Annotated in this window: 20 protein-coding genes; 8 read left to right on the top strand and 12 right to left on the bottom strand. The window is 62.4% G+C overall.

The features are described 5' to 3' along the window. Nucleotides 1-21: 21 nt before the first annotated feature. The gene (locus KEM63_RS02665) at nucleotides 22-429 is read right to left on the bottom strand and encodes an RNA-binding S4 domain-containing protein (protein ID WP_223654671.1); all 408 of its coding nucleotides are present in this window, start codon (nucleotides 427-429) and stop codon (nucleotides 22-24) included. A gap of 101 nt (nucleotides 430-530) precedes the next feature. On the opposite strand from KEM63_RS02665, the gene rimB reads away from it, so the two are divergent. Next, a complete protein-coding gene (gene rimB, locus KEM63_RS02660) occupies nucleotides 531-998 on the top strand; it encodes a retropepsin-like aspartic endopeptidase RimB (protein WP_223654670.1) in 468 nt (155 codons plus the stop codon). Nucleotides 999-1,008: 10 nt separating this feature from the next. After that, the gene (gene rimK / locus KEM63_RS02655) at nucleotides 1,009-1,914 is read left to right on the top strand and encodes a 30S ribosomal protein S6--L-glutamate ligase (RefSeq protein ID WP_223654669.1); all 906 of its coding nucleotides are present in this window, start codon (nucleotides 1,009-1,011) and stop codon (nucleotides 1,912-1,914) included. A 3-nt stretch (nucleotides 1,915-1,917) separates the two neighbouring features. On the opposite strand, the gene KEM63_RS02650 is transcribed toward rimK, so the two are convergent. The 3 genes from KEM63_RS02650 to yrfG are packed head-to-tail and all read right to left on the bottom strand — an operon-like array spanning nucleotide 1,918 to nucleotide 3,933. Beyond that, on the bottom strand, nucleotides 1,918-2,733 hold the full coding sequence (locus KEM63_RS02650; RefSeq protein WP_223654668.1) for a cytochrome c oxidase assembly protein: 816 nt from the start codon (nucleotides 2,731-2,733) through the stop codon (nucleotides 1,918-1,920). Further along, nucleotides 2,720-3,199, bottom strand: a complete 480-nt coding sequence (locus tag KEM63_RS02645; RefSeq protein ID WP_223654667.1) for a DUF2243 domain-containing protein — start codon at nucleotides 3,197-3,199, stop codon at nucleotides 2,720-2,722. Before KEM63_RS02645 ends, KEM63_RS02650 begins: the two co-directional genes overlap by 14 nt. Nucleotides 3,200-3,252: 53 nt before the next feature. Then, nucleotides 3,253-3,933 (bottom strand): GMP/IMP nucleotidase, encoded by a 681-nt coding sequence (gene yrfG, locus KEM63_RS02640; RefSeq protein WP_223654666.1) that lies wholly within the window; start codon nucleotides 3,931-3,933, stop codon nucleotides 3,253-3,255. Between the two features lie 69 nt (nucleotides 3,934-4,002). Between yrfG and nudE the strand changes: the two genes are divergently transcribed. From nudE to msrA, 3 genes are all read left to right on the top strand, one after another. Then, nucleotides 4,003-4,569: an ADP compounds hydrolase NudE gene (gene nudE, locus KEM63_RS02635; RefSeq protein WP_223654665.1), complete on the top strand. Its 567-nt coding sequence runs from the start codon at nucleotides 4,003-4,005 to the stop codon at nucleotides 4,567-4,569. Beyond that, nucleotides 4,566-5,384, top strand: coding sequence for a 3'(2'),5'-bisphosphate nucleotidase CysQ (gene cysQ, locus KEM63_RS02630; RefSeq protein ID WP_223654664.1), 819 nt, complete (start codon nucleotides 4,566-4,568; stop codon nucleotides 5,382-5,384). Before nudE ends, cysQ begins: the two co-directional genes overlap by 4 nt. Before the next feature lie 89 nt (nucleotides 5,385-5,473). Further along, complete coding sequence (msrA, locus tag KEM63_RS02625) at nucleotides 5,474-6,121, top strand: peptide-methionine (S)-S-oxide reductase MsrA (RefSeq protein WP_223654663.1); 648 nt, start codon at nucleotides 5,474-5,476, stop codon at nucleotides 6,119-6,121. Here msrA and KEM63_RS02620 read toward each other — a convergent pair whose 3' ends face one another. Beyond that, a complete protein-coding gene (locus tag KEM63_RS02620) occupies nucleotides 6,122-7,540 on the bottom strand; it encodes an HDOD domain-containing protein (protein ID WP_223655796.1) in 1,419 nt (472 codons plus the stop codon). It lies immediately after the preceding gene. Between the two features lie 240 nt (nucleotides 7,541-7,780). Here KEM63_RS02620 and KEM63_RS02615 point away from each other — a divergent pair, with 240 nt between their 5' ends. Further along, complete coding sequence (locus tag KEM63_RS02615) at nucleotides 7,781-8,638, top strand: DMT family transporter (protein WP_223655795.1); 858 nt, start codon at nucleotides 7,781-7,783, stop codon at nucleotides 8,636-8,638. Here KEM63_RS02615 and KEM63_RS02610 read toward each other — a convergent pair. From KEM63_RS02610 to KEM63_RS02595, 4 genes are read right to left on the bottom strand one after another with little or no spacing between them, the layout of a single operon-like run. Further along, nucleotides 8,613-9,851 carry an AI-2E family transporter gene (locus KEM63_RS02610; protein WP_223654662.1) on the bottom strand — a complete coding sequence of 413 codons (1,239 nt, stop codon included), beginning with the start codon at nucleotides 9,849-9,851 and terminating at the stop codon, nucleotides 8,613-8,615. The two genes, KEM63_RS02615 and KEM63_RS02610, sit on opposite strands and share 26 nt — an antisense overlap. Beyond that, nucleotides 9,848-10,081 carry a hypothetical protein gene (locus tag KEM63_RS02605; RefSeq protein ID WP_223654661.1) on the bottom strand — a complete coding sequence of 78 codons (234 nt, stop codon included), beginning with the start codon at nucleotides 10,079-10,081 and terminating at the stop codon, nucleotides 9,848-9,850. The genes KEM63_RS02610 and KEM63_RS02605 overlap by 4 nt, the downstream gene beginning before the upstream one ends. Further along, nucleotides 10,056-10,562 carry a hypothetical protein gene (locus KEM63_RS02600; protein ID WP_223654660.1) on the bottom strand — a complete coding sequence of 169 codons (507 nt, stop codon included), beginning with the start codon at nucleotides 10,560-10,562 and terminating at the stop codon, nucleotides 10,056-10,058. The genes KEM63_RS02605 and KEM63_RS02600 overlap by 26 nt, the downstream gene beginning before the upstream one ends. After that, entirely contained in the window at nucleotides 10,559-10,852 is a 294-nt protein-coding gene (locus KEM63_RS02595) for a hypothetical protein (RefSeq protein WP_223654659.1), read from the bottom strand. Before KEM63_RS02595 ends, KEM63_RS02600 begins: the two co-directional genes overlap by 4 nt. A gap of 209 nt (nucleotides 10,853-11,061) precedes the next feature. Between KEM63_RS02595 and KEM63_RS02590 the strand changes: the two genes are divergently transcribed. After that, nucleotides 11,062-12,243 (top strand): saccharopine dehydrogenase family protein, encoded by a 1,182-nt coding sequence (locus KEM63_RS02590; protein ID WP_223654658.1) that lies wholly within the window; start codon nucleotides 11,062-11,064, stop codon nucleotides 12,241-12,243. A gap of 19 nt (nucleotides 12,244-12,262) precedes the next feature. On the opposite strand, the gene KEM63_RS02585 is transcribed toward KEM63_RS02590, so the two are convergent. From KEM63_RS02585 to KEM63_RS02575, 3 genes are all read right to left on the bottom strand, one after another. Continuing rightward, complete coding sequence (locus KEM63_RS02585) at nucleotides 12,263-13,105, bottom strand: 23S rRNA (adenine(2030)-N(6))-methyltransferase RlmJ (RefSeq protein WP_223654657.1); 843 nt, start codon at nucleotides 13,103-13,105, stop codon at nucleotides 12,263-12,265. A 76-nt stretch (nucleotides 13,106-13,181) separates the two neighbouring features. Next, nucleotides 13,182-14,978 (bottom strand): type IV pilus assembly ATPase TfpB, encoded by a 1,797-nt coding sequence (gene tfpB / locus KEM63_RS02580; protein ID WP_223654656.1) that lies wholly within the window; start codon nucleotides 14,976-14,978, stop codon nucleotides 13,182-13,184. A gap of 25 nt (nucleotides 14,979-15,003) precedes the next feature. Continuing rightward, nucleotides 15,004-16,407, bottom strand: a complete 1,404-nt coding sequence (locus KEM63_RS02575; protein ID WP_223654655.1) for a CYTH domain-containing protein — start codon at nucleotides 16,405-16,407, stop codon at nucleotides 15,004-15,006. Nucleotides 16,408-16,523: 116 nt separating this feature from the next. Between KEM63_RS02575 and KEM63_RS02570 the strand changes: the two genes are divergently transcribed. Next, a complete protein-coding gene (locus KEM63_RS02570) occupies nucleotides 16,524-17,201 on the top strand; it encodes a TIGR00153 family protein (RefSeq protein ID WP_223654654.1) in 678 nt (225 codons plus the stop codon). Nucleotides 17,202-17,235 lie beyond the last annotated feature (34 nt).

Raw genomic sequence — 17,235 nt, 5'->3', positions numbered from 1 at the left:
AAAAGGCTGAATTATAGCGACTTAGTCTCCGGACGGCGCGTTGCGCTCGTCGCGGAACCGATGGATGTCCCGCCGTTGCTTCTTGGTCGGGCGATGTTCGCTGATGACCGCCCCGGCACCCATGGCCTTGCGCCGTGCTGCCGCCGCCTCACGGCGCGCGATACTGTCGGCGGTTTCCTCGTACAGCAACTGCGCTTCGCTCGCTCCCCGGCGTTGTCCGCTCAACGCCTTCACTTCGACGAAGCGGACATCGAAACCCTGGCGAATCTCGAAAACATCGCCGATTCCGGGCTCCTTGCCCGGCTTGCAGCGCTCACCCTGGCACTGCACCTTGCCCCCTTCGATCGCCGCCTTGGCCAGCGCCCGGGTCTTGAAAAAACGTGCGGCCCACAGCCATTTGTCCAGCCGCACCTTGCCTTCGTCTGTCATCGCGTCTGTACTCCCCTTTCCGATGAGTCTAACAGGCTTGTGGGAACGGATGACTTGCCCCATGATGCGCGCCATCTGTGGGCGGGATAAGGAGACGCAACATGAAAACCTTTGACCACCTGAGCGTGATCGGCCTCCGCGAGTGGATAGGACTGCCCGACCTGGGTATCAATCAGGTCATGGCCAAGGTCGATTCCGGCGCCAGGACGTCAGCCCTCCACGCCAGTGACATCGAGACGTTCGAGCGTGACGGCGTTACCTGGGTCCGCTTCACGGCGCATACTGGCGCTCGATCCAACCTGCGCGGCAAGCGCTGCGAAGCCGAACGGGTCGACGTTAAACGAATCAAGAGTTCCAACGGTCATATGCAGGAGCGTCACGTCATTCGCACCCCCCTGGTGCTGGGCGATCGCTGCTGGCTGGTGGAATTCACCCTGACCTGCCGCAAGGACATGCGCTATAGGGTATTGCTTGGCTGCACCGCCATGCTTGACGGCCAATTGGTCATCAATCCCGGAACGCGCTTCGTGCAGGACAAACCCCAAACTTCTCAATTTGCTCAAGGCTGAACAATTCATCATGAAAATTGCGGTTCTGTCGCGTAATCCGAATCTCTACTCGACGCGACGGTTAGTGGAAGCTGCGCGCGAGCGCGGCCATGAAGTCAGCGTTATCGATACCCTGCGCGCCTACATGAACATCACCAGCCACAAGCCGGCGATTCACTACAAGGGCCAGGTGTTGGAAGGATTCGACGCGGTCATTCCGCGCATCGGGGCCTCGATCACCTTTTACGGCTCTGCCGTGCTGCGCCAGTTTGAAATGATGGGGGTGTTTCCCCTGAACGAGTCGGTGGCTATCAGCCGCTCTCGTGACAAGTTGCGCTCACTGCAGCTGCTGGCCCGCAAGGGCGTGGGATTGCCGGTCACCGGCTTTGCTCACTCCCCCGACGACATTCCCGACCTGATCAGCATGGTGGGCGGTGCGCCGCTGGTGATCAAGCTGCTCGAAGGCACCCAGGGCATCGGCGTGGTGATGTGCGAAACGGAACAGGCCGCGGAATCGGTGCTTGAAGCCTTCATGGGTCTGAAGGCCAACATCATGGTGCAGGAATACATCCGCGAGGCCGGCGGCGCAGACATCCGTTGCCTGGTGGTCGGTGACAAGGTCATCGCTTCGATGAAGCGTCAGGCCAAGGCCGGCGAATTCCGCTCCAACCTGCACCGCGGCGGCACAGCCAGCCTGATCAAGATCACGCCGGAAGAACGGATGACTGCAGTGCGCGCGGCCAAGGTGATGGGGCTGAATGTGGCGGGCGTGGATATCCTGCGTTCGAATCACGGTCCGGTGGTGATGGAGGTCAATTCATCTCCGGGGCTCGAAGGAATCGAGACCACCACCGGCCGCGACGTGGCCGGCCTGATCATCGACTATATAGAGAAAAACGCCCGGCCCAACCAGACCCGAACCCGCGGCAAGGGCTGAGCATCAGGGCCGAGGCCCGCCCGGAACCGGCAGATCGGTGAAGCTACGTCCCTGCCGGACGCGCTCCCGATACCAGCTGGCGAACAGCAGCGCTGCCAGCAGCAGCTCGATCAGATCCCCGCCGTAGAACATCAGCTTGGCCGCCGTCTCGATCATCGCCGGAGGATGGGCGACGGCGACCGGCAACTGCCAGATGATCATGAGCTTGGCGAGCACTGCATGGAGCGCAATGGCAGCGAACAAGACGCCCACTCTCAGGCGCATGGACGGCCTCCGCGGCGCGCGATCCGGGCCGGCAAGCACCGCCCAGCTGAACAGATACCCGGCCACCAGAAAATGCAGATGGAGCACCCCCTGGAGAAAGCGGGAATCGAGTGACGCTGCGTACAGCGGTGAGAGGTACAACAGGTACATACCGCCAATGTTGAGCGTCAGCGCCCCAACCGGGTGACTTATCCAGCGCAGCCAACGGGTTGCCAGCGTCCAGGTGATAAGACGCGCGCCCCAGCGCGGCAGGGCCTGCAAGCCCAGACTGATCGGAGCACCCAGAACCAGCGCGATGGGGGCCAGCATGCCGAGCACCAGGTGCTGCAACATGTGTCCGCGCAAGTCCTCGTGGGCCCAGTGCATGAAGGGCGGTGCAAGAGCCAGGGCCATCATCAGGCAGCCACCGGCGAAGCTCAGGCTGCGCCAGCTCGACCAGGCCTTTTCGGCGAGCTGCACGCGCAGTTGGCAGGCAAAGTAGGCCGCCGCCAGTGCAACGGCAAACATGGCCGGCCCGGTGGCGCCGAGACCCGTCAGTAGATTATCGAGCGACATCCCTGCCCTCCCTGGGCAAACGAATAAGTACGCAAAGGCCGGCGATCAGCAGGGCGACGCCCGCTGCATTCCAGGCCAGGTCGTAGAGCAGCGGATCAACCCCGTAGCGCACCTGATGAATGCGCAGGACCTTGTGATTGACAAGTCCGTCGAACAACTGGAAACCACCGGCGCCCAGCAACGCGCCGGCCCATGCCGCTGCGCGGTTCAACGCCTGCTCGCGGGCAAGTCCGACAAGCGCAGCGAAGCCGGCCACTGTGGCGAGCAGCTCAACAGCGTGGAGCACCCCGTCCGACACTATCCCGATGAAGGGCGTGGCGAAATCAATGAAGTGATGCCACTGCAGCCATTGATGAAAGACGATTTCATCCAGAGCAGCCATGACGCCGATGCCGACGAGCACCGCGTACCAGAGCGAACGTCGTACTTCGCCATGCTGACTGATACCGGACACGAATTGCCCCACGAACACGAACCTGTGCGGTTCTGACTGCCGCAGGGCGTTCCCGTTCCGCGACGTCAGCGAGTATTGGAGGGTTTTTTCTCGAGTCCGCGCGTCAGCACGGCGTAGTCTTCGACTGCATCGAACTCTTCGGTGTCGCGCGGGGCGCTGCGGCTATCGGGCTGACGCACGGCAAGCAGCGATCCCACACCGAAATCGCGGGCCGCGCGCAGTATGTTCAGGCTGTCATCGATGAACAACGTGCGCTGCGGGTCAAAGGGAATCTCCGCTTGCAATGCATGCCAGAACGCCTGCGCTTCCTTGGGGAAGCCGAAGTCATGAGAGCTGATCAGACGCTGAAAATAGGTCATCAGCTCGACCCGCTCCATTTTCAGCGACAACGAGCCGCGGTGAGCATTGGTGATGAGAATGACCTGCCGACCGCTGTGCTGCAGCGCTGCCAGAAAATCCCGGGCGTCGGGGCGCAGGCTGATCAGATGAGCGATCTCGCGCTTAAGCTCGACGATCGGCAAGTTCAATTCCCGGGTCCAGTAGTCCAGGCAATACCATTCGAGCTGGCCCTGCTTGGCACGCATCAGGGGATAGACCTCGGCCTTGGCCCACTCCAGTGACTGGCCGTGATGCTCGGCATAGCGCCGGGGCATGTATTCCAGCCAGAAGTGGTTGTCGAAATGCAGATCGAGCAGGGTGCCATCCATATCCAGCAGGACGGTGTCGATATCGTTCCAGTTGAGCATGTGCGGTTGGGCTTTGCGGCATGTGCGGCTATGATACCGAAGCCGTCCCGCCCACACCACGGAGCCCGCATGCCGCAGAAGCCCGAGAAACTCGACGCCAGCATTGTCGCCAGAAGCCGGCTGTTTACTGTCGAGCAGGTGCAATTGCGTTTCTCCAACGGCGTCGAGCGCACCTACGAACGGCTGGTGAACAAGGGCCAGGGCTACGGAGCGGTCATGGTTGTGGCCATGCGTGACGCACGCACCGCGCTGCTGATCGAGGAGTACTGCGGCGGCACCGACAGCTACGAGCTGTCGGTGCCCAAGGGACTGGTCGAGCCCGGCGAGGATGTGCTCGACGCAGCCAATCGCGAGCTGATGGAAGAGGCCGGCTTTGGCGCGCGCCAACTGGAATACATCACTCACCTGTCGCTGTCGCCGGGCTACATGAGTCAGTCGATCGCGGTTGTACTGGCCCGCGACCTGTACGAAAAACGTCTGCCCGGCGATGAACCCGAGCCGATTCGCGTTGACAGCGTCGACCTGTACGCGCTGTCCGCCCTCGCCGGCCAGCCCAACTTCAGTGAGGGCCGTGCGCTGGCTGCGCTCTATCTGGTACGCGACCTGCTTGAGCAGCGCGGAGAACTGCAGCGTTGAGCCTGCCGATACCTTTCGAACAACTCTGCGCACTGGCGCGGGAAGCCGGCAAGGCCACGTTGACGTGGTGGAACAAGCCGCTGGAGGTCATGGCCAAGTCCGACGAGTCACCCGTGACCGCGGCTGATCTGGCTGCGCACCGTCTGATCGCCGACGGTCTGCGAAGGCTTACGCCGGAGATTCCCGTCCTCTCCGAAGAGGACGCCGACGTACCGCTTGAAACACGCACAGGCTGGGAACGTTTCTGGCTGGTCGACCCCCTGGACGGAACCAAGGAGTTCATCAGCGCAAGCGATGAATTCACCGTGAATATCGCGCTGGTCGAGCAGGGCCAGGTCACGCTGGGCGTGGTCGGCATACCCGCTCGTGACCAGATGTACTGGGGCGGTCACGGCATCGGTGCCTGGCGGCGGATCGGTGAAGGCGATGCCATACCCATACGGGTGCGCGAAGCGTCCGACCCACTGGTGGTGGTGGCCAGCCGCCGGCATTCCACGCCCGAGCAGCAAGCGCTGCTCGAGCGACTTGCCGCGCACCGCGCGATCAAAACCGTCAGCATCGGCAGCTCACTGAAATTCTGCCAGATCGCCGCGGGCGAGGCCGACCTGTACCCGCGCTTCGGACCGACCAGCCAGTGGGACACCGCTGCAGCTCAGGCCGTGGTCGAGGGCGCAGGCGGCCAGGTGATCGACCTGCACGGCCAGCGCTTCGCTTATCCGACCCGCGACACCTGGCTCAACCCCTACTTCATCGCCCTGGGTGCCACCGACAACGCCACGCTGGAGCTGCTGCTGGACCGGCCAGCCGGATCCTGACCGGCTGCGGCGGCTTTTCGGTGCTGGCATCGCCGGCACAAATCCCTACACTGGGTCCAACAGTCCTTCGCTCTGACCAGGAGTTCGCCATGTTTTCGCAACGCGTCCCCGAACACAAACTGCGCCTGCCCACGCCGGACGAGGCGCTGCCCGGCCGCAGCGATCCGGTGCCCACTTCCAGCACCCACACCGTGCTGGGCACGCCGATAAAACCGCCCTTTCCGGACGGCATGCAGCAGATCATCTTTGGCATGGGCTGTTTCTGGGGCGCCGAGCGGCGGTTCTGGGAAGTACCTGGCGTGTACACCACCGCGGCAGGGTATTGCGGCGGGCTGACACCCAATCCGACATACGAAGAGGTCTGCTCCGGTCGCACCGGGCACAACGAAGTGGTGCTGGTCGTGTATGACCCGGATCAGGTCTCGCTGGACGATCTGCTCAAGGTGTTCTGGGAAGCCCACGATCCGACGCAGGGCATGCGACAGGGTAACGATATGGGAACCCAGTATCGCTCGGGCATCTATGTCTACGGCCCCATGCAGCATGCCCATGCCGAGGCCAGCAAGGCGCAGTTCGCTGACGCATTGCAGGAGGCGGGACTCAATCCGATCACCACTGAAGTGATGCCGGCGCCCACCTTCTACTATGCCGAGGCCTACCATCAGCAGTATCTGGACAAGAACCCCGGTGGCTACTGTGGACTGGGCGGCACCGGGGTGTGCATGCCGCGCGGCTGATCAGCTGCGGCGACTCAGCGCATTGAGACAGGCGCCGGTCAGCTCGGTGAAGCGTTTGAACGCCGCAAACTGACTGGCGCTCAAGGCGCGACCGGAGATTCGCATATCACCGTACAGCACCCCGATCTGGCGATTGCCGGCCAGAATCGGCGCAATGAAGAACATTCCATCACCCAGCCAGTCACGCATCTGCTGCGGTACCATCCCATTCAACGCCGCACTCTTGGCGGTGCCGACCCACAGTGCTTCGCGCTGCTCCAGTGCGTAGCTGAAGATATTCGTATCGTTCTTCGAGCATTGCAGATTGAAGTCCTGCGTCCAGTGCTGCGTGCCCTTGCCGATCACCCGCCGCGCCTTGAAGCGTGACTGATTGTCCGCCAGCACCGCCAGCATTACGCGCTCCAGCCCTACCCCGAGGTGCAGGCCATTCATCAGCGTACTGAGTGTGGTGTCCACGTTGATCGGGCTCTTGCTCATGAGTGCCATGTTCTGCAGCGAAAGCTTGAGCATGTCCAGATTCGGCTGCAGAAGCGGTTCCTGCACCACACTGCGCGCCTGATGCGCAGGCTCGGCGTCGATGGCCAGCAGCGCAGAGAGATCCAGCGGCAGTTCGTTGGTACGAGGAATCCAGGCTCCCAGGTCGCCATTGGCGCAGGTCCCGGCCACGTGAATGGCTTCGTCGGTACTGGCAAGTATCTGCTGCATGGCTTCGTCCGGCGCCACCCCGATCAGGCCGGCGACCTGCCGAGCCAGATCCTGCATCGCTTCGGTGCCCCAGCCGCGCTCGGCAGTCTGGGCAATCGCCGAGCCGAGGGCCACGGTGCGCGCCGCCGGCCCGTTGGCGGTTCGACTGGCCTGCACCAGTTGACCAATTTCCCCCAGATTCCAGGTCTTCAGAAGGCCCAGCGTCAGTTGATCGAAGCTCGTTCCCAGCACGTCTTTCGAGGCCCGCTCGCGGTCATCCGGCGATGCCTCGAGCGCAACCACCATCCGCTCTGCCTCGGCAGCATTCGCCTGGCTCCAGAAAGCCAGTTCACCGAGGTGGCGTAGCAGCGTGGCGATGAATATCTCTTCCTTCTCGGCCAGCGAGATGTACTGGGCGAGGTTGCGCGCCTGCATGGCGCCATGGAACGAACGCGCCAGCAGGGATTGCAGCTGATCCCTTGGCGAACCCTTGAGCAACCCGTCGAGCAGGCTGACGGACAGACCGATCATGCGCACCTGATCGAAGCCGATGACTACCACCGCCCGCGAGATGGTCTTCACCACTTCGCGCCCCGGATTGCAGTAAACGCTGTTGCTGACCCGGAGTACCTTGGACGTCAGCGAGGCATCGCGCAGCAGCACGTCGGCGAGCTGGCGGACAGAGGCGGTCTCGGACTGCGACAGGCGCAGCAGGTCGTGGACAACTACCGACATGGCGGGCAGCTCGGCCTTTTGCAGGCGAACGATCCATTGCTGCAATCCTCGTGTGGCAGTGTCGCTCAAGTGGCTCTCCGATTGTCTTATGGCAGGGTGCTATTACGCTATCGGTTATTCTAGCGCGAGCTTGAGAGCGCCGACGAATCGACCGGACGAAGCGTGGCCGCTAGACTATGCGGCTCATTCGGATTCGCCCTGCCAGGGGCGCGGTAGACAGACGCCTTGAATACGATTCCCATGACCCATGGCCGGGCGCTGGCGAGCATGCATGTCGCCGCGCTGATGTTCGGCATGACCGGCATTTTCGGCAAGCTCGCCACTGCCGGCCCCGGTACCATCGTGCTTGGCCGCGCAGTGTTCGCGGTTGTCGCACTGTTGCTGTTCGCCCAGCTGTTCCGCCAACGCATGTTGACTGGCCTGACTCTGACCCGGCTGCTACAGCTGGCTCTCTGCGGGTTATTGCTCGGCACGCACTGGCTCACGTTCTTCCATTCGGTAAAGATCGCCGGGGTCGGCATAGCCACGCTGGGCTTCGCGAGTTTTCCTGCCTTCGTGGTTCTGCTGGAATGGGCCGGCTGGCGGGAGGCGCCCAGTAACCGGGATCTGCTGAAAGTTGCGCTGATTGTCATCGGCCTGATACTGGTCACGCCGCATTTCGAGCTGGGCGCGCAGGCCACCACCGGGCTGCTCTGGGCCGTGCTATCGGGGCTGTGCTTCGCTGCGGTATCAGTGGGGAACAGGCTGACCAGCGTCGACCTGTCGCCCGTGCAGGTCGCCTGCTGGCAGAACCTGTTCATCCTGCTGTGCCTCGTGCCGATCAGCGGCACTGCCCTGCTTGCGATGCCGCCGCTGGACTGGCTGTGGATCGCTTTACTCGGCCTGCTCTGCACCGGACTTGCACACGGTCTGTTCGTCGCCAGTCTGGCGGTACTCAAGGCACGTGTAGCGTCGCTGTTCTTCGCGCTCGAGCCCGTCTATGGAATTCTCTTCGCCTGGTATCTGTTTGGCGAACAGCCCACGCTGCGCATGCTGATCGGCGGCGCGCTGATCGTCGGCGCCCTGGTGCTGGTCAAGCGTCCGCCTGATCCGGCTTGAACGATGGCTGGGTTTCGATCAGCCGCACCCAGGTCGGGAAGACGTTGAGCTGTCCTGCAATCAGTTTCACACACACCAGAAGGGGGACTGCCAACAACACCCCGACGGCACCCCACAACCATCCCCAGATGATCAGCCAGACCATGATCACCAGCGGGTTCAGCCGCATGTGCATACCGAGAACAGTCGGGGTAACGAACTGCGCCTCGAGCAGATTTATGGAGAAGTACACCAGCGCCGGAATCAGCGCCGCCCACTCCAGCCCGTACTGCGCCAGGCCGGCCAGACCGAGTATGAGTATCCCGATCAACGGCCCCACGTACGGCGCATAGTTGACCAATGCGACCAGTACTCCCCATAACAGGGCGTCCTCAACGCCCATCAGCCATAGCGCCCCGCCCGTGACCATGCCCAGACACGCGTTGATGACGGTCACCGTGACGATATACCGCGAGAGCTCCTTCTGGATGGTACGGACCAGTATCACGCTGATGCGCTTGTTCTTCACTTCCGGACAGATCTGGATGAAGTTGGCGAACAGGCTTGGACCGAAGATCAACAGGAACAGGATCAGAATGATCGCCGTCAGGAACTGGGCAATCACCATGGGCGTGGCACTCAACACCGAGACCAGCACCTCGATGCCGCCCTGCTTGATGCGTGCGGTTACTTCCCCGCCCTCCTGATCTTCCTGCCTCTGCTGCGGCGCGGGTTCCGGAGCCGGCGGCTCGTCGCGCCGGAGAAAACCGAATAGACGGAACCCCCCTTCTTCAGGTTCTGCCCTGGGCGGAGGCTCGGGAATCGTGGGTTCGGAGAGATCAAAAGCATCGGTCAGCGAATCGACCTGCTCGGCGAGCGTTGCCGAAAGCTCCGGCATGCGCTTGGCCCATTTCTGCACAGGCTCGGAAAGCTGTACTGCGAGCACAGTAAAGGGGCCCAGCAGCAGTCCGAGCAGCACCACGGCCGACAGCGTGCGTGGGACATGAAGACGTTTCAGGCCGCTTACAACCGGGCTCAGCAGAAGTGCGAACAGCAATGCCACGACAAGTGGCATGATCAGGGATTTGGCGAAGTAGAGGGTGTACAACAGAGCCAACCCCAGCAACCAGACCAGCAATCTGGAGGGTCTGGGCTGAGGCAGCTCGTCGTCAGATGATGAGCTCGGCGGTTCCGAAGGTTGGCCGAACGGCTCCGTGCCGCTCCTGTCGGTCATGCATCAATTTCCGGATCCATGCCTGAGCCGCCCGAGAAGGCGTGCGCCAAGTGCCAGATACGCAGGCCCTTGAAGGCCGTACCGAACAATCCAGCCTGCGTGCTGCCCTTCAGAGCGCCGATCACCACGCCCAACGCAAGACCTCCACCTACCAGCCACATCGGGGAGACATTATTGCGAATCGACTCCCAGTGCTTCTGCCCTTCAAGCTTTACCAGACTGTGTTCCATCTTCAGACGATCGTCCAGATCCTGAATCTTCTGTAGCTGATCCTTCCGTTTTTTCGCCATTCTGATAGCCCTCCTTGAAGGCTTGAATCTGCCGGCTGGTGGCAGGCAACGACAGGCTCTTGCTGTACTTCTTGATCATTCCAAGCATGATCAGAATCGGCACAACCTGTACCGCAATGAACACTCCGATTCCCAGCGCTACCGACTCGCTGGGCACGTATGCCAGCCAGGCGAGCAACACCGACAATCCGATCCAGGCGAGCAGGCCAAGCGGCAACATGGCGAGGCCAAGCACGGCGATGCGCTTGGCATCGGACACGGCCAGGCCCAGCTCGGCGAACAGCAATTTGAAGAAATCGCCTGCTGTTACCGTTGCCTGCTTTGCCCACTCCAGCCACTCGGCAGGACCGGTGTGGCTGTCTGGATCGGCACTTGCCGGATCACCGCTCCCCGGGCGGTTTTCGTCGGGGATCGTACTCATTTCTTCGAGGACGTGCAGAGCTTGGACACTACAAAGCCGGCCGCGAAGGCAATACCCACTGCAGCGAGGGGACGTTCACGGATGAAGGAATTGGCTTGCTCGTTCCACTCGCCGGCCTTGACCTTGCCCTGCGAGTAGCGGCTATTGGCCTCGTTCTTGAGATCGATACCGGCGGTGCCAGCGGCGCGCTTGAAATGCTCCTTGGCTTCCAGCAGGTTGTTGTAGGCAGCCATCACGGCGTCACGTCCAGTGTTTGCTTCCTGCTCAGTATCCTTGCTGACTTTGCTCATGGGGCTTTCATTGTTTGCAGCGGCCATAGGTTCGCTCCTGATTTGATTCTGAATGAATGTCAGACTAGGTGCCTCACACCTTAACTTGACCACCTCGCCGCCGCTGTGTTCCCTTGGCTCGGCAATAGTAGGCAGGCAGAGCACAAACGCACGCCCTTGCTATCAATGATTCAGCCGAAGCTTGGCCACACGAACAGGAGCATCTACCCATGAGCGACAGTGCGGAATTCGACATCATCGTCTACGGCGCATCGGGCTACACCGGCCGACTGGTTGCCGAGTATCTGGCTCAGGAATATGCCGACGACGCAGGGCTACGCTGGGCCATGGCTGGCCGTAACCAGGCAAAGCTTGCCGAGGTACGCGACCAGATCGGCGCGCCAGCGGACACGCCCCTGCTGGTGGCCGATACCGACGATCCGGCCAGCCTCGATGCGCTGGTCAAGCGCACGCGGGTGATCATCACCACCGTGGGCCCATATCAGCTTTACGGCTCGCCGTTGGTGGCGGCCTGCGCCAAGGCTGGCACCGACTACGTCGACCTGTGCGGCGAGCCGGCATGGATGCGCCAGATGATCGATGCGCACGAGCAGACTGCAAAGCAATCCGGTGCCCGTATCGTCTTTTCCTGCGGCTTCGACTCGATTCCGTTCGACCTCGGCGTGTTCTTCCTGCAGGAGGCCGCTCGCGAGCGCTTCGGCAGTACGGTCCCCCGCGTCAAGGGACGTGTTCGCAAGATGAAGGGAACCTTCTCCGGCGGCACGGCGGCCAGCCTGAAGGCGACGATGCAGGCCGCGAAGGAGAATCCCGAGATTCTCAAGCTGCTGGGCAATCCGTTCGCCCTCGCGCCAGGCTTCGACGGACCGGCGCAACCGCCAGCCAGTAAACCCGAATACGACGAGCAACTCGGCAGCTGGGCGGCACCGTTCATCATGGCTGCAATCAACACGCGCAACGTGCATCGCTCCAACGCGCTGATGAACCATGCCTACGGCACCGACTTCGTGTACGACGAGATGCTGCTCACGGGGCCCGGCGACCAGGGCAAGGCGACCGCCGATGCGGTGGCGGGCGACCGGTCACTATCAAGCGACAAGGCGCCCAAGCCCGGCGAGGGACCCACCGCCGAGGAGCGGGAAAACGGCTTCTACGATGTGCTGTTCATCGGCGAAGCCGATGACGGCCGTACCCTGCGCGCCAGTGTGGCCGGCAAGCGCGACCCGGGCTACGGGTCGACGTCACGGATGATTGCAGAAAGCGCCATGTGTCTGCTGCGCGACGCTACCGATACTGGCGGCGGCATCTGGACCACGGCTCCGGCGATGGGTCACAGGCTGATCAAGCGTCTCACCGAGCATGCCGGTCTGACATTCAAGCTGGAAGACGCCTGAACCCACGCCGGACGCCGGGTCAGGGCTGCCCGGCGAGCCAGTCCATACGCCAACTGCCCTCGCCTGACTGGGCGAGGGTGCTGGCAAGCCAGGGAAGGGTCTCTTCGAGCTCTTCCCAGAGCGGCCAGGGCGGGTTCACCAACATCAACCCCGAGCCGTTCAATCCCATGCGCGTGTCGGTGGGCCGAACACCCAGCTCGACGCGCAGCACCTTCGGCAGGCCTGCTTCGGCCATGCTGCGATAGAAGCCCCTCAACAGCCGCTCGTCCTTGATCGGATACCACAGCGCTACGATGGTCTGCCGCATGCGCTGCACGGCCAGCTGCACCGCCTCGACACAGTAGTCGAGCTCGTCAATCTGTTCGAACGGCGGGTCCAGCAGCCAAAGCGCGCGTTTTTCAGCTACCGGCAGAAACGCCTTGGGCAGTTCGTACCCGTCGCGCTGATGCACGGCTATCGAATCGTTGTCAGCGAAATGCGCCTTGAGCGTTGCGGCGTCGTCGGGATGCAGCTCGCTGACGATCATCCTATCCTGCTCGCGGAGCAGGTCGGCAACGAGCTGAGGCGAGCCGGGGTACAGGCGCAGGACGCCATCCGGATTGTGCCGGGCCACCGCATCACGGTAGTCGCCGATCAGCTCAGGCAGGTCGGTGCGATCGAACAGGCGGCCGATGCCGTCCACATATTCGCCGGTCTTGCTGGCTGCTTCGCCCTGCAGATCATAAAGGGCCGTTCCGGCGTGGCTGTCGAGATAGCAGAACGGCGCTTCCTTGCGCTGCAGCAACTGGATCATCCGCTGCAGCACGGAATGCTTGAAGACATCGGGGTGATTGCCGGCGTGATAGCTGTGACGGTAATTCATGGTCAGTCCGGCGTGTGTGCGGGTAAGGGCGGCATTCTAGCCGCGAGAGGCCCGATCAACCACCCGACGGGACAGCTCAGTGCTGGCTGGTCGGCGTGACGCGCAATACTTCCTCGATGGTCGTCAGCCCCGCTCCGACCTTCTGTGCCCCGGACAGGCGGAGGCTATGCATGCCCTCCTTGTAGGCCTGGCGACGCAGGATATCCAGATCGGTGTCGGTATGGACGTGGCTGCGCAGCGTGTCGGTCAGCGGCATCAGCTCGTACACGCCCGCACGTCCTCGGTAGCCCGTTTCCCGGCATTCGGGACAACCGACGGGACGGTGGGCGTTGCTCGGCAGGGAGGCATTCCAGGGCCTGGTCAGCTCACGCCAGGCCTCGGCATCGACGTCTGTCGGAGCCTTGCAATGCGGGCACAGTGTACGCACCAGCCGCTGGGCCATGACGCCCAGCACGGTGGCCTTGATCAGGTACGCCGGCACGCCCAGCTCGATCAATCGGCTGACGGCGCTGGGCGCATCATTGGTGTGCAGCGTGGACAACACCAGGTGACCGGTCAATGCCGCCTGAATGGCCATTTCGGCGGTCTCAAGATCGCGTATCTCGCCGATCATGATGATGTCCGGATCCTGTCGCATCAGTGCGCGTACACCGCTGGCGAAGGTCAGATCGATGTTGTGCTGCACCTGCATCTGATTGAAGCTGTCCTCGACCATCTCGATCGGATCTTCGATGGTGCAGACATTCACCTCGGGCGTCGCCAGCTGCTTGAGCGTGGTGTAGAGCGTGGTTGTCTTCCCCGAACCGGTGGGACCGGTCACCAGGATTATGCCGTTGGGCTGCTGGACCATGGTCTGCCAGCGGCGCTGGTCTTCCCCGGAAAAACCGAGTTTGTCGAAGCTTCGCAGCAGCACATCCGGATCGAAGATCCGCATGACCATCTTCTCGCCGAACGCTGTCGGCAATGTCGACAGACGCAGCTCGACCTCGTTGCCCTGGGGCGACTTGGTCTTTACGCGGCCATCCTGCGGCTTGCGCTTTTCGGCGACGTTCATCCGTCCGAGCGTCTTCAGGCGCGCCACCACTGCCACCGTAACCTGCAGCGGAAAGGTGTACACCGTGTGCAGCACGCCATCGATGCGCAAACGCACGCTGCCGGTCTCGCGACGCGGCTCGATGTGAATATCACTGGCGCGTTGCTCGAAGGCATACTGGAACAGCCAGTCAACGATGTTCACCACGTGCGCATCGTTTGCGTCCGGCTCCTGACCCATGCTGCCCAGGTTGAGCAGCTGCTCGAAGTTGCCGATGACGCTGTTCTTCTGGTCACTGGCATTGGCACCGCTTACCGAGCGAGCCAACCGATAGAACTCCACCGAATAGCGCTGCAGATCGGCAGGGTTGGCCACCACACGGCGAATTTCGCGCTTGAGCACATGGGTAAGATTGCTTTCCCAGCTGGAGACAAAGGGCTGAGCGCTGGCGATGGTCACTTCACGATCGTTGACCTCGACGGCCAGTATCTTGTGACGCTGGGCGAAGGCAAAGGACATCAGCGGCGTGACTGCTGCGACGTTGATCTTCAGCGGGTCGATCCGGTAGAACGGCTGGTCGGCTTCGGTGGCCAGCCAGCGGCTGAGGCTATCGATATCCAGCGTCTTGCCCGGGCGCGCCTTGTCGGCTGGCGCCTGAGCGGCAATGAATTCCAGTGGGTGCAGCCGCGCGTTGTCGCCGGTGGCAGCGCGGCGCAGCACGCTCAGCTGCTCGGCCGCTTCCAGCTCCAGTCGGCCCTGAGCAACCAGGGCGTTGAGGATATCGGCCAGATCCAGAGGCCGGTCGCTTCCAGGCACGGCCAGGTCGCGCAAGTGATTCATCCCTGTTCTCCTTTCGTGACCACTTTCAGCTGTTCAGCTCGCGCCAGGCATCCAGCTTGCGCAGGCGTTGCCCCTGCTTGCGCAGGGCTGCGAGGAGAGCCGGCTGCTGCTCGACGTCCACCAGCGGGTACTGTTCAAGCAACGCCTGCAGCTTGTTCAGCTCTCCAAACAGACGGTCCGCGGCGGGAACGTCGAGATGGGTACGGAAATGCGCCAGCAGATAGTGCAGCCGTCCCAGGCGGGGCAGCTGATCCAGCCACTCGCTGACAGCGCTGTCGGGCTCGTTGTGATGCGGCACCTGCAGCTCCTGGATTTCCCGCGCTACCGCGCCGAGCAGCCAGCGCGGCAAAGCCAGTGCACCGATGCGGTCGCCACGCGGTGGTCGATCCTGTTGCCAGCCCCGAACGTGCAACCAAAGAGCCAGTTGAATGAAGAGCTGGCCCCAGGCCGGATCAGTGACAGCGGCATCGAAGGATATGGGCGCCTGATCGCGAGCGGCCTGCCCTGCTTCGTCGTCGGCCCAGCCGGCGAGGACCTGCGGACGAAACGCATCGAGTAGCTGATCGAGCGGCGCAAGGAAGGGTTGCGCCGCCGAGCGCGGCAGCCCCATGTCGAACACGCCGAACAGTGCCCGCAGCTCGGCGATACCTGCCGTCATGTCACGAAACAGCTTGAACTGGCCGGTGTGCCGGTACTGCTCGGCAAGCCGCTGAATCTGGCCGAGCAACTGCCAGCCGGAGCCTGCAATGACTTCGTCGACCGGTGTCTCGGCCTGCCAGTCGGGCACGGCGGGACGCAGGGCGAAACTGGCCGGATCGGTGAGCCGATAACCGCGCTCGGCCTTGCTGATATCACAGGGCATCAACGGCAGATCGGCAGCCAGCGCGGCGGCGAGTTCGAGCACCGCCACCGCAGGTCCCTGGCGAACTTCGAGCTCCAACTCGCATATTGTTTCCTGCTGCTCGCCGGCTTGCACCGTGCCGGCGTCCAGCGCCACCTCCACTTCGACGGTCTCGTCACCGCGCTGCCAGCCGATCAGCGCCTTGGTACGCTGAAAATGCGTGGTGAACAGAGGGACGATGGAAGTGCGATCGAGGTCGCCCAGGCTCGCTGGCCAGCAGCTGTCGTCGAGCAGGGACAGGTCCAGCGCATCGCCTTGCAGATACCAGTCCCATTCATTGCGCTCGGACAACCCGGCGACGCTCTGGCCCCGGCTTTTCAGCGTCTGGATGAAGGTGTCGCCGTCTCGCCGTATGCGCAGTGCAACCTTGGCGCGCGCCAGATCACGGTCTACGGTGTCGAAATACTGGTTGTACAGCGTGCCGCTTTGCCAGTCGCCGGTGCGTCGCTCGTTCAGCAGCGGGTGCTCGCGCAGAGCGTCGAGTGTCGCGGGCGTCACCCGCAGTTTGATTTCGGTTTCTTTAGCCATGCCTATGCCTTAACGACGCTGCGGAGAACGACATATGACCATCCGATGTCGATTTAATGACGCAACCGGGTTCAACCTCTATAATTTGCCGCGTTGATCAAGCCCTTGGAGCCGCCATGCCCAGCAATCCGTTTCTTACCCTGTTCGGTCGTTCGCCGATCGGCCCTATGCAACAGCATATCGCCAAGGCGCACGAATGTGCTGCTCAGCTGACTCCGTTCATCGATGCCGTAATCGCCGGCGACTGGGTCGAAGCCGAGAAGGTCCAGCAACACATCTGTGTACTGGAGCGCGAGGCCGACAAACTCAAGAAGGATGTCCGCATCCACCTACCCAAGAGCCTGTTCCTGCCGGTGCCGCGCACCGACCTGCTGGAGCTGCTGAGTGTACAGGACAAAGTAGCCAACCGCGCCAAGGATATAGCCGGGCTGATGCTTGGTCGGCAGATGCAGATCCCTACTCCGCTGCAGCCTGCATTCCGCAAGTTCGTCGAGCGTTCGGTCGACGCCGCAGCCCAGGCACTGCGCGCGATGAACGAGTTGGACGAGCTGCTGGAAACGGGCTTCTCCGGGCGTGAAGTGACCCTTGTCGAACGGATGATCGACGAGCTGGACGCCATCGAACACGACACCGACAACCTGCAGATCAAGCTCCGTGCCGATCTGTTCAAACTCGAAAAGGACTGGCCTCCGGTCGATGTGATGTTCCTCTATCAGATCATCGAATGGATCGGGGATGTGGCCGACCGGGCGCAACGCGTCGGCAATCGTCTGGAACTGCTCATGGCCCGTTGAACGGGCCTTTTTGCACTCACTTCACAATAGAGTT

Origin of the sequence: Halopseudomonas nanhaiensis (genome assembly GCF_020025155.1) — a bacterium.
Classification (GTDB): domain Bacteria; phylum Pseudomonadota; class Gammaproteobacteria; order Pseudomonadales; family Pseudomonadaceae; genus Halopseudomonas; species Halopseudomonas nanhaiensis.
The sequence above is the reverse complement of the archived record's forward strand: the minus strand, read 5'-3'. Positions and strand labels throughout refer to the sequence as shown.

Coding starts and splice junctions, on each gene's coding strand:
- KEM63_RS02620 (WP_223655796.1), bottom strand. CDS start 7,540: ATGTCGGTAGTTGTCCACGACCTGCTGCGCCTGTCGCAGTCCGAGACC.
- tfpB (WP_223654656.1), bottom strand. CDS start 14,978: ATGAATCACTTGCGCGACCTGGCCGTGCCTGGAAGCGACCGGCCTCTG.
- KEM63_RS02595 (WP_223654659.1), bottom strand. CDS start 10,852: ATGAGCAAAGTCAGCAAGGATACTGAGCAGGAAGCAAACACTGGACGT.
- nudE (WP_223654665.1), top strand. CDS start 4,003: ATGCCGCAGAAGCCCGAGAAACTCGACGCCAGCATTGTCGCCAGAAGC.
- msrA (WP_223654663.1), top strand. CDS start 5,474: ATGTTTTCGCAACGCGTCCCCGAACACAAACTGCGCCTGCCCACGCCG.
- KEM63_RS02575 (WP_223654655.1), bottom strand. CDS start 16,407: ATGGCTAAAGAAACCGAAATCAAACTGCGGGTGACGCCCGCGACACTC.
- KEM63_RS02610 (WP_223654662.1), bottom strand. CDS start 9,851: ATGACCGACAGGAGCGGCACGGAGCCGTTCGGCCAACCTTCGGAACCG.
- KEM63_RS02585 (WP_223654657.1), bottom strand. CDS start 13,105: ATGAATTACCGTCACAGCTATCACGCCGGCAATCACCCCGATGTCTTC.
- KEM63_RS02605 (WP_223654661.1), bottom strand. CDS start 10,081: ATGGAACACAGTCTGGTAAAGCTTGAAGGGCAGAAGCACTGGGAGTCG.
- rimK (WP_223654669.1), top strand. CDS start 1,009: ATGAAAATTGCGGTTCTGTCGCGTAATCCGAATCTCTACTCGACGCGA.
- yrfG (WP_223654666.1), bottom strand. CDS start 3,933: ATGCTCAACTGGAACGATATCGACACCGTCCTGCTGGATATGGATGGC.
- KEM63_RS02665 (WP_223654671.1), bottom strand. CDS start 429: ATGACAGACGAAGGCAAGGTGCGGCTGGACAAATGGCTGTGGGCCGCA.
- KEM63_RS02570 (WP_223654654.1), top strand. CDS start 16,524: ATGCCCAGCAATCCGTTTCTTACCCTGTTCGGTCGTTCGCCGATCGGC.
- KEM63_RS02650 (WP_223654668.1), bottom strand. CDS start 2,733: ATGTCGCTCGATAATCTACTGACGGGTCTCGGCGCCACCGGGCCGGCC.
- KEM63_RS02590 (WP_223654658.1), top strand. CDS start 11,062: ATGAGCGACAGTGCGGAATTCGACATCATCGTCTACGGCGCATCGGGC.
- KEM63_RS02600 (WP_223654660.1), bottom strand. CDS start 10,562: ATGAGTACGATCCCCGACGAAAACCGCCCGGGGAGCGGTGATCCGGCA.
- KEM63_RS02615 (WP_223655795.1), top strand. CDS start 7,781: ATGACCCATGGCCGGGCGCTGGCGAGCATGCATGTCGCCGCGCTGATG.
- rimB (WP_223654670.1), top strand. CDS start 531: ATGAAAACCTTTGACCACCTGAGCGTGATCGGCCTCCGCGAGTGGATA.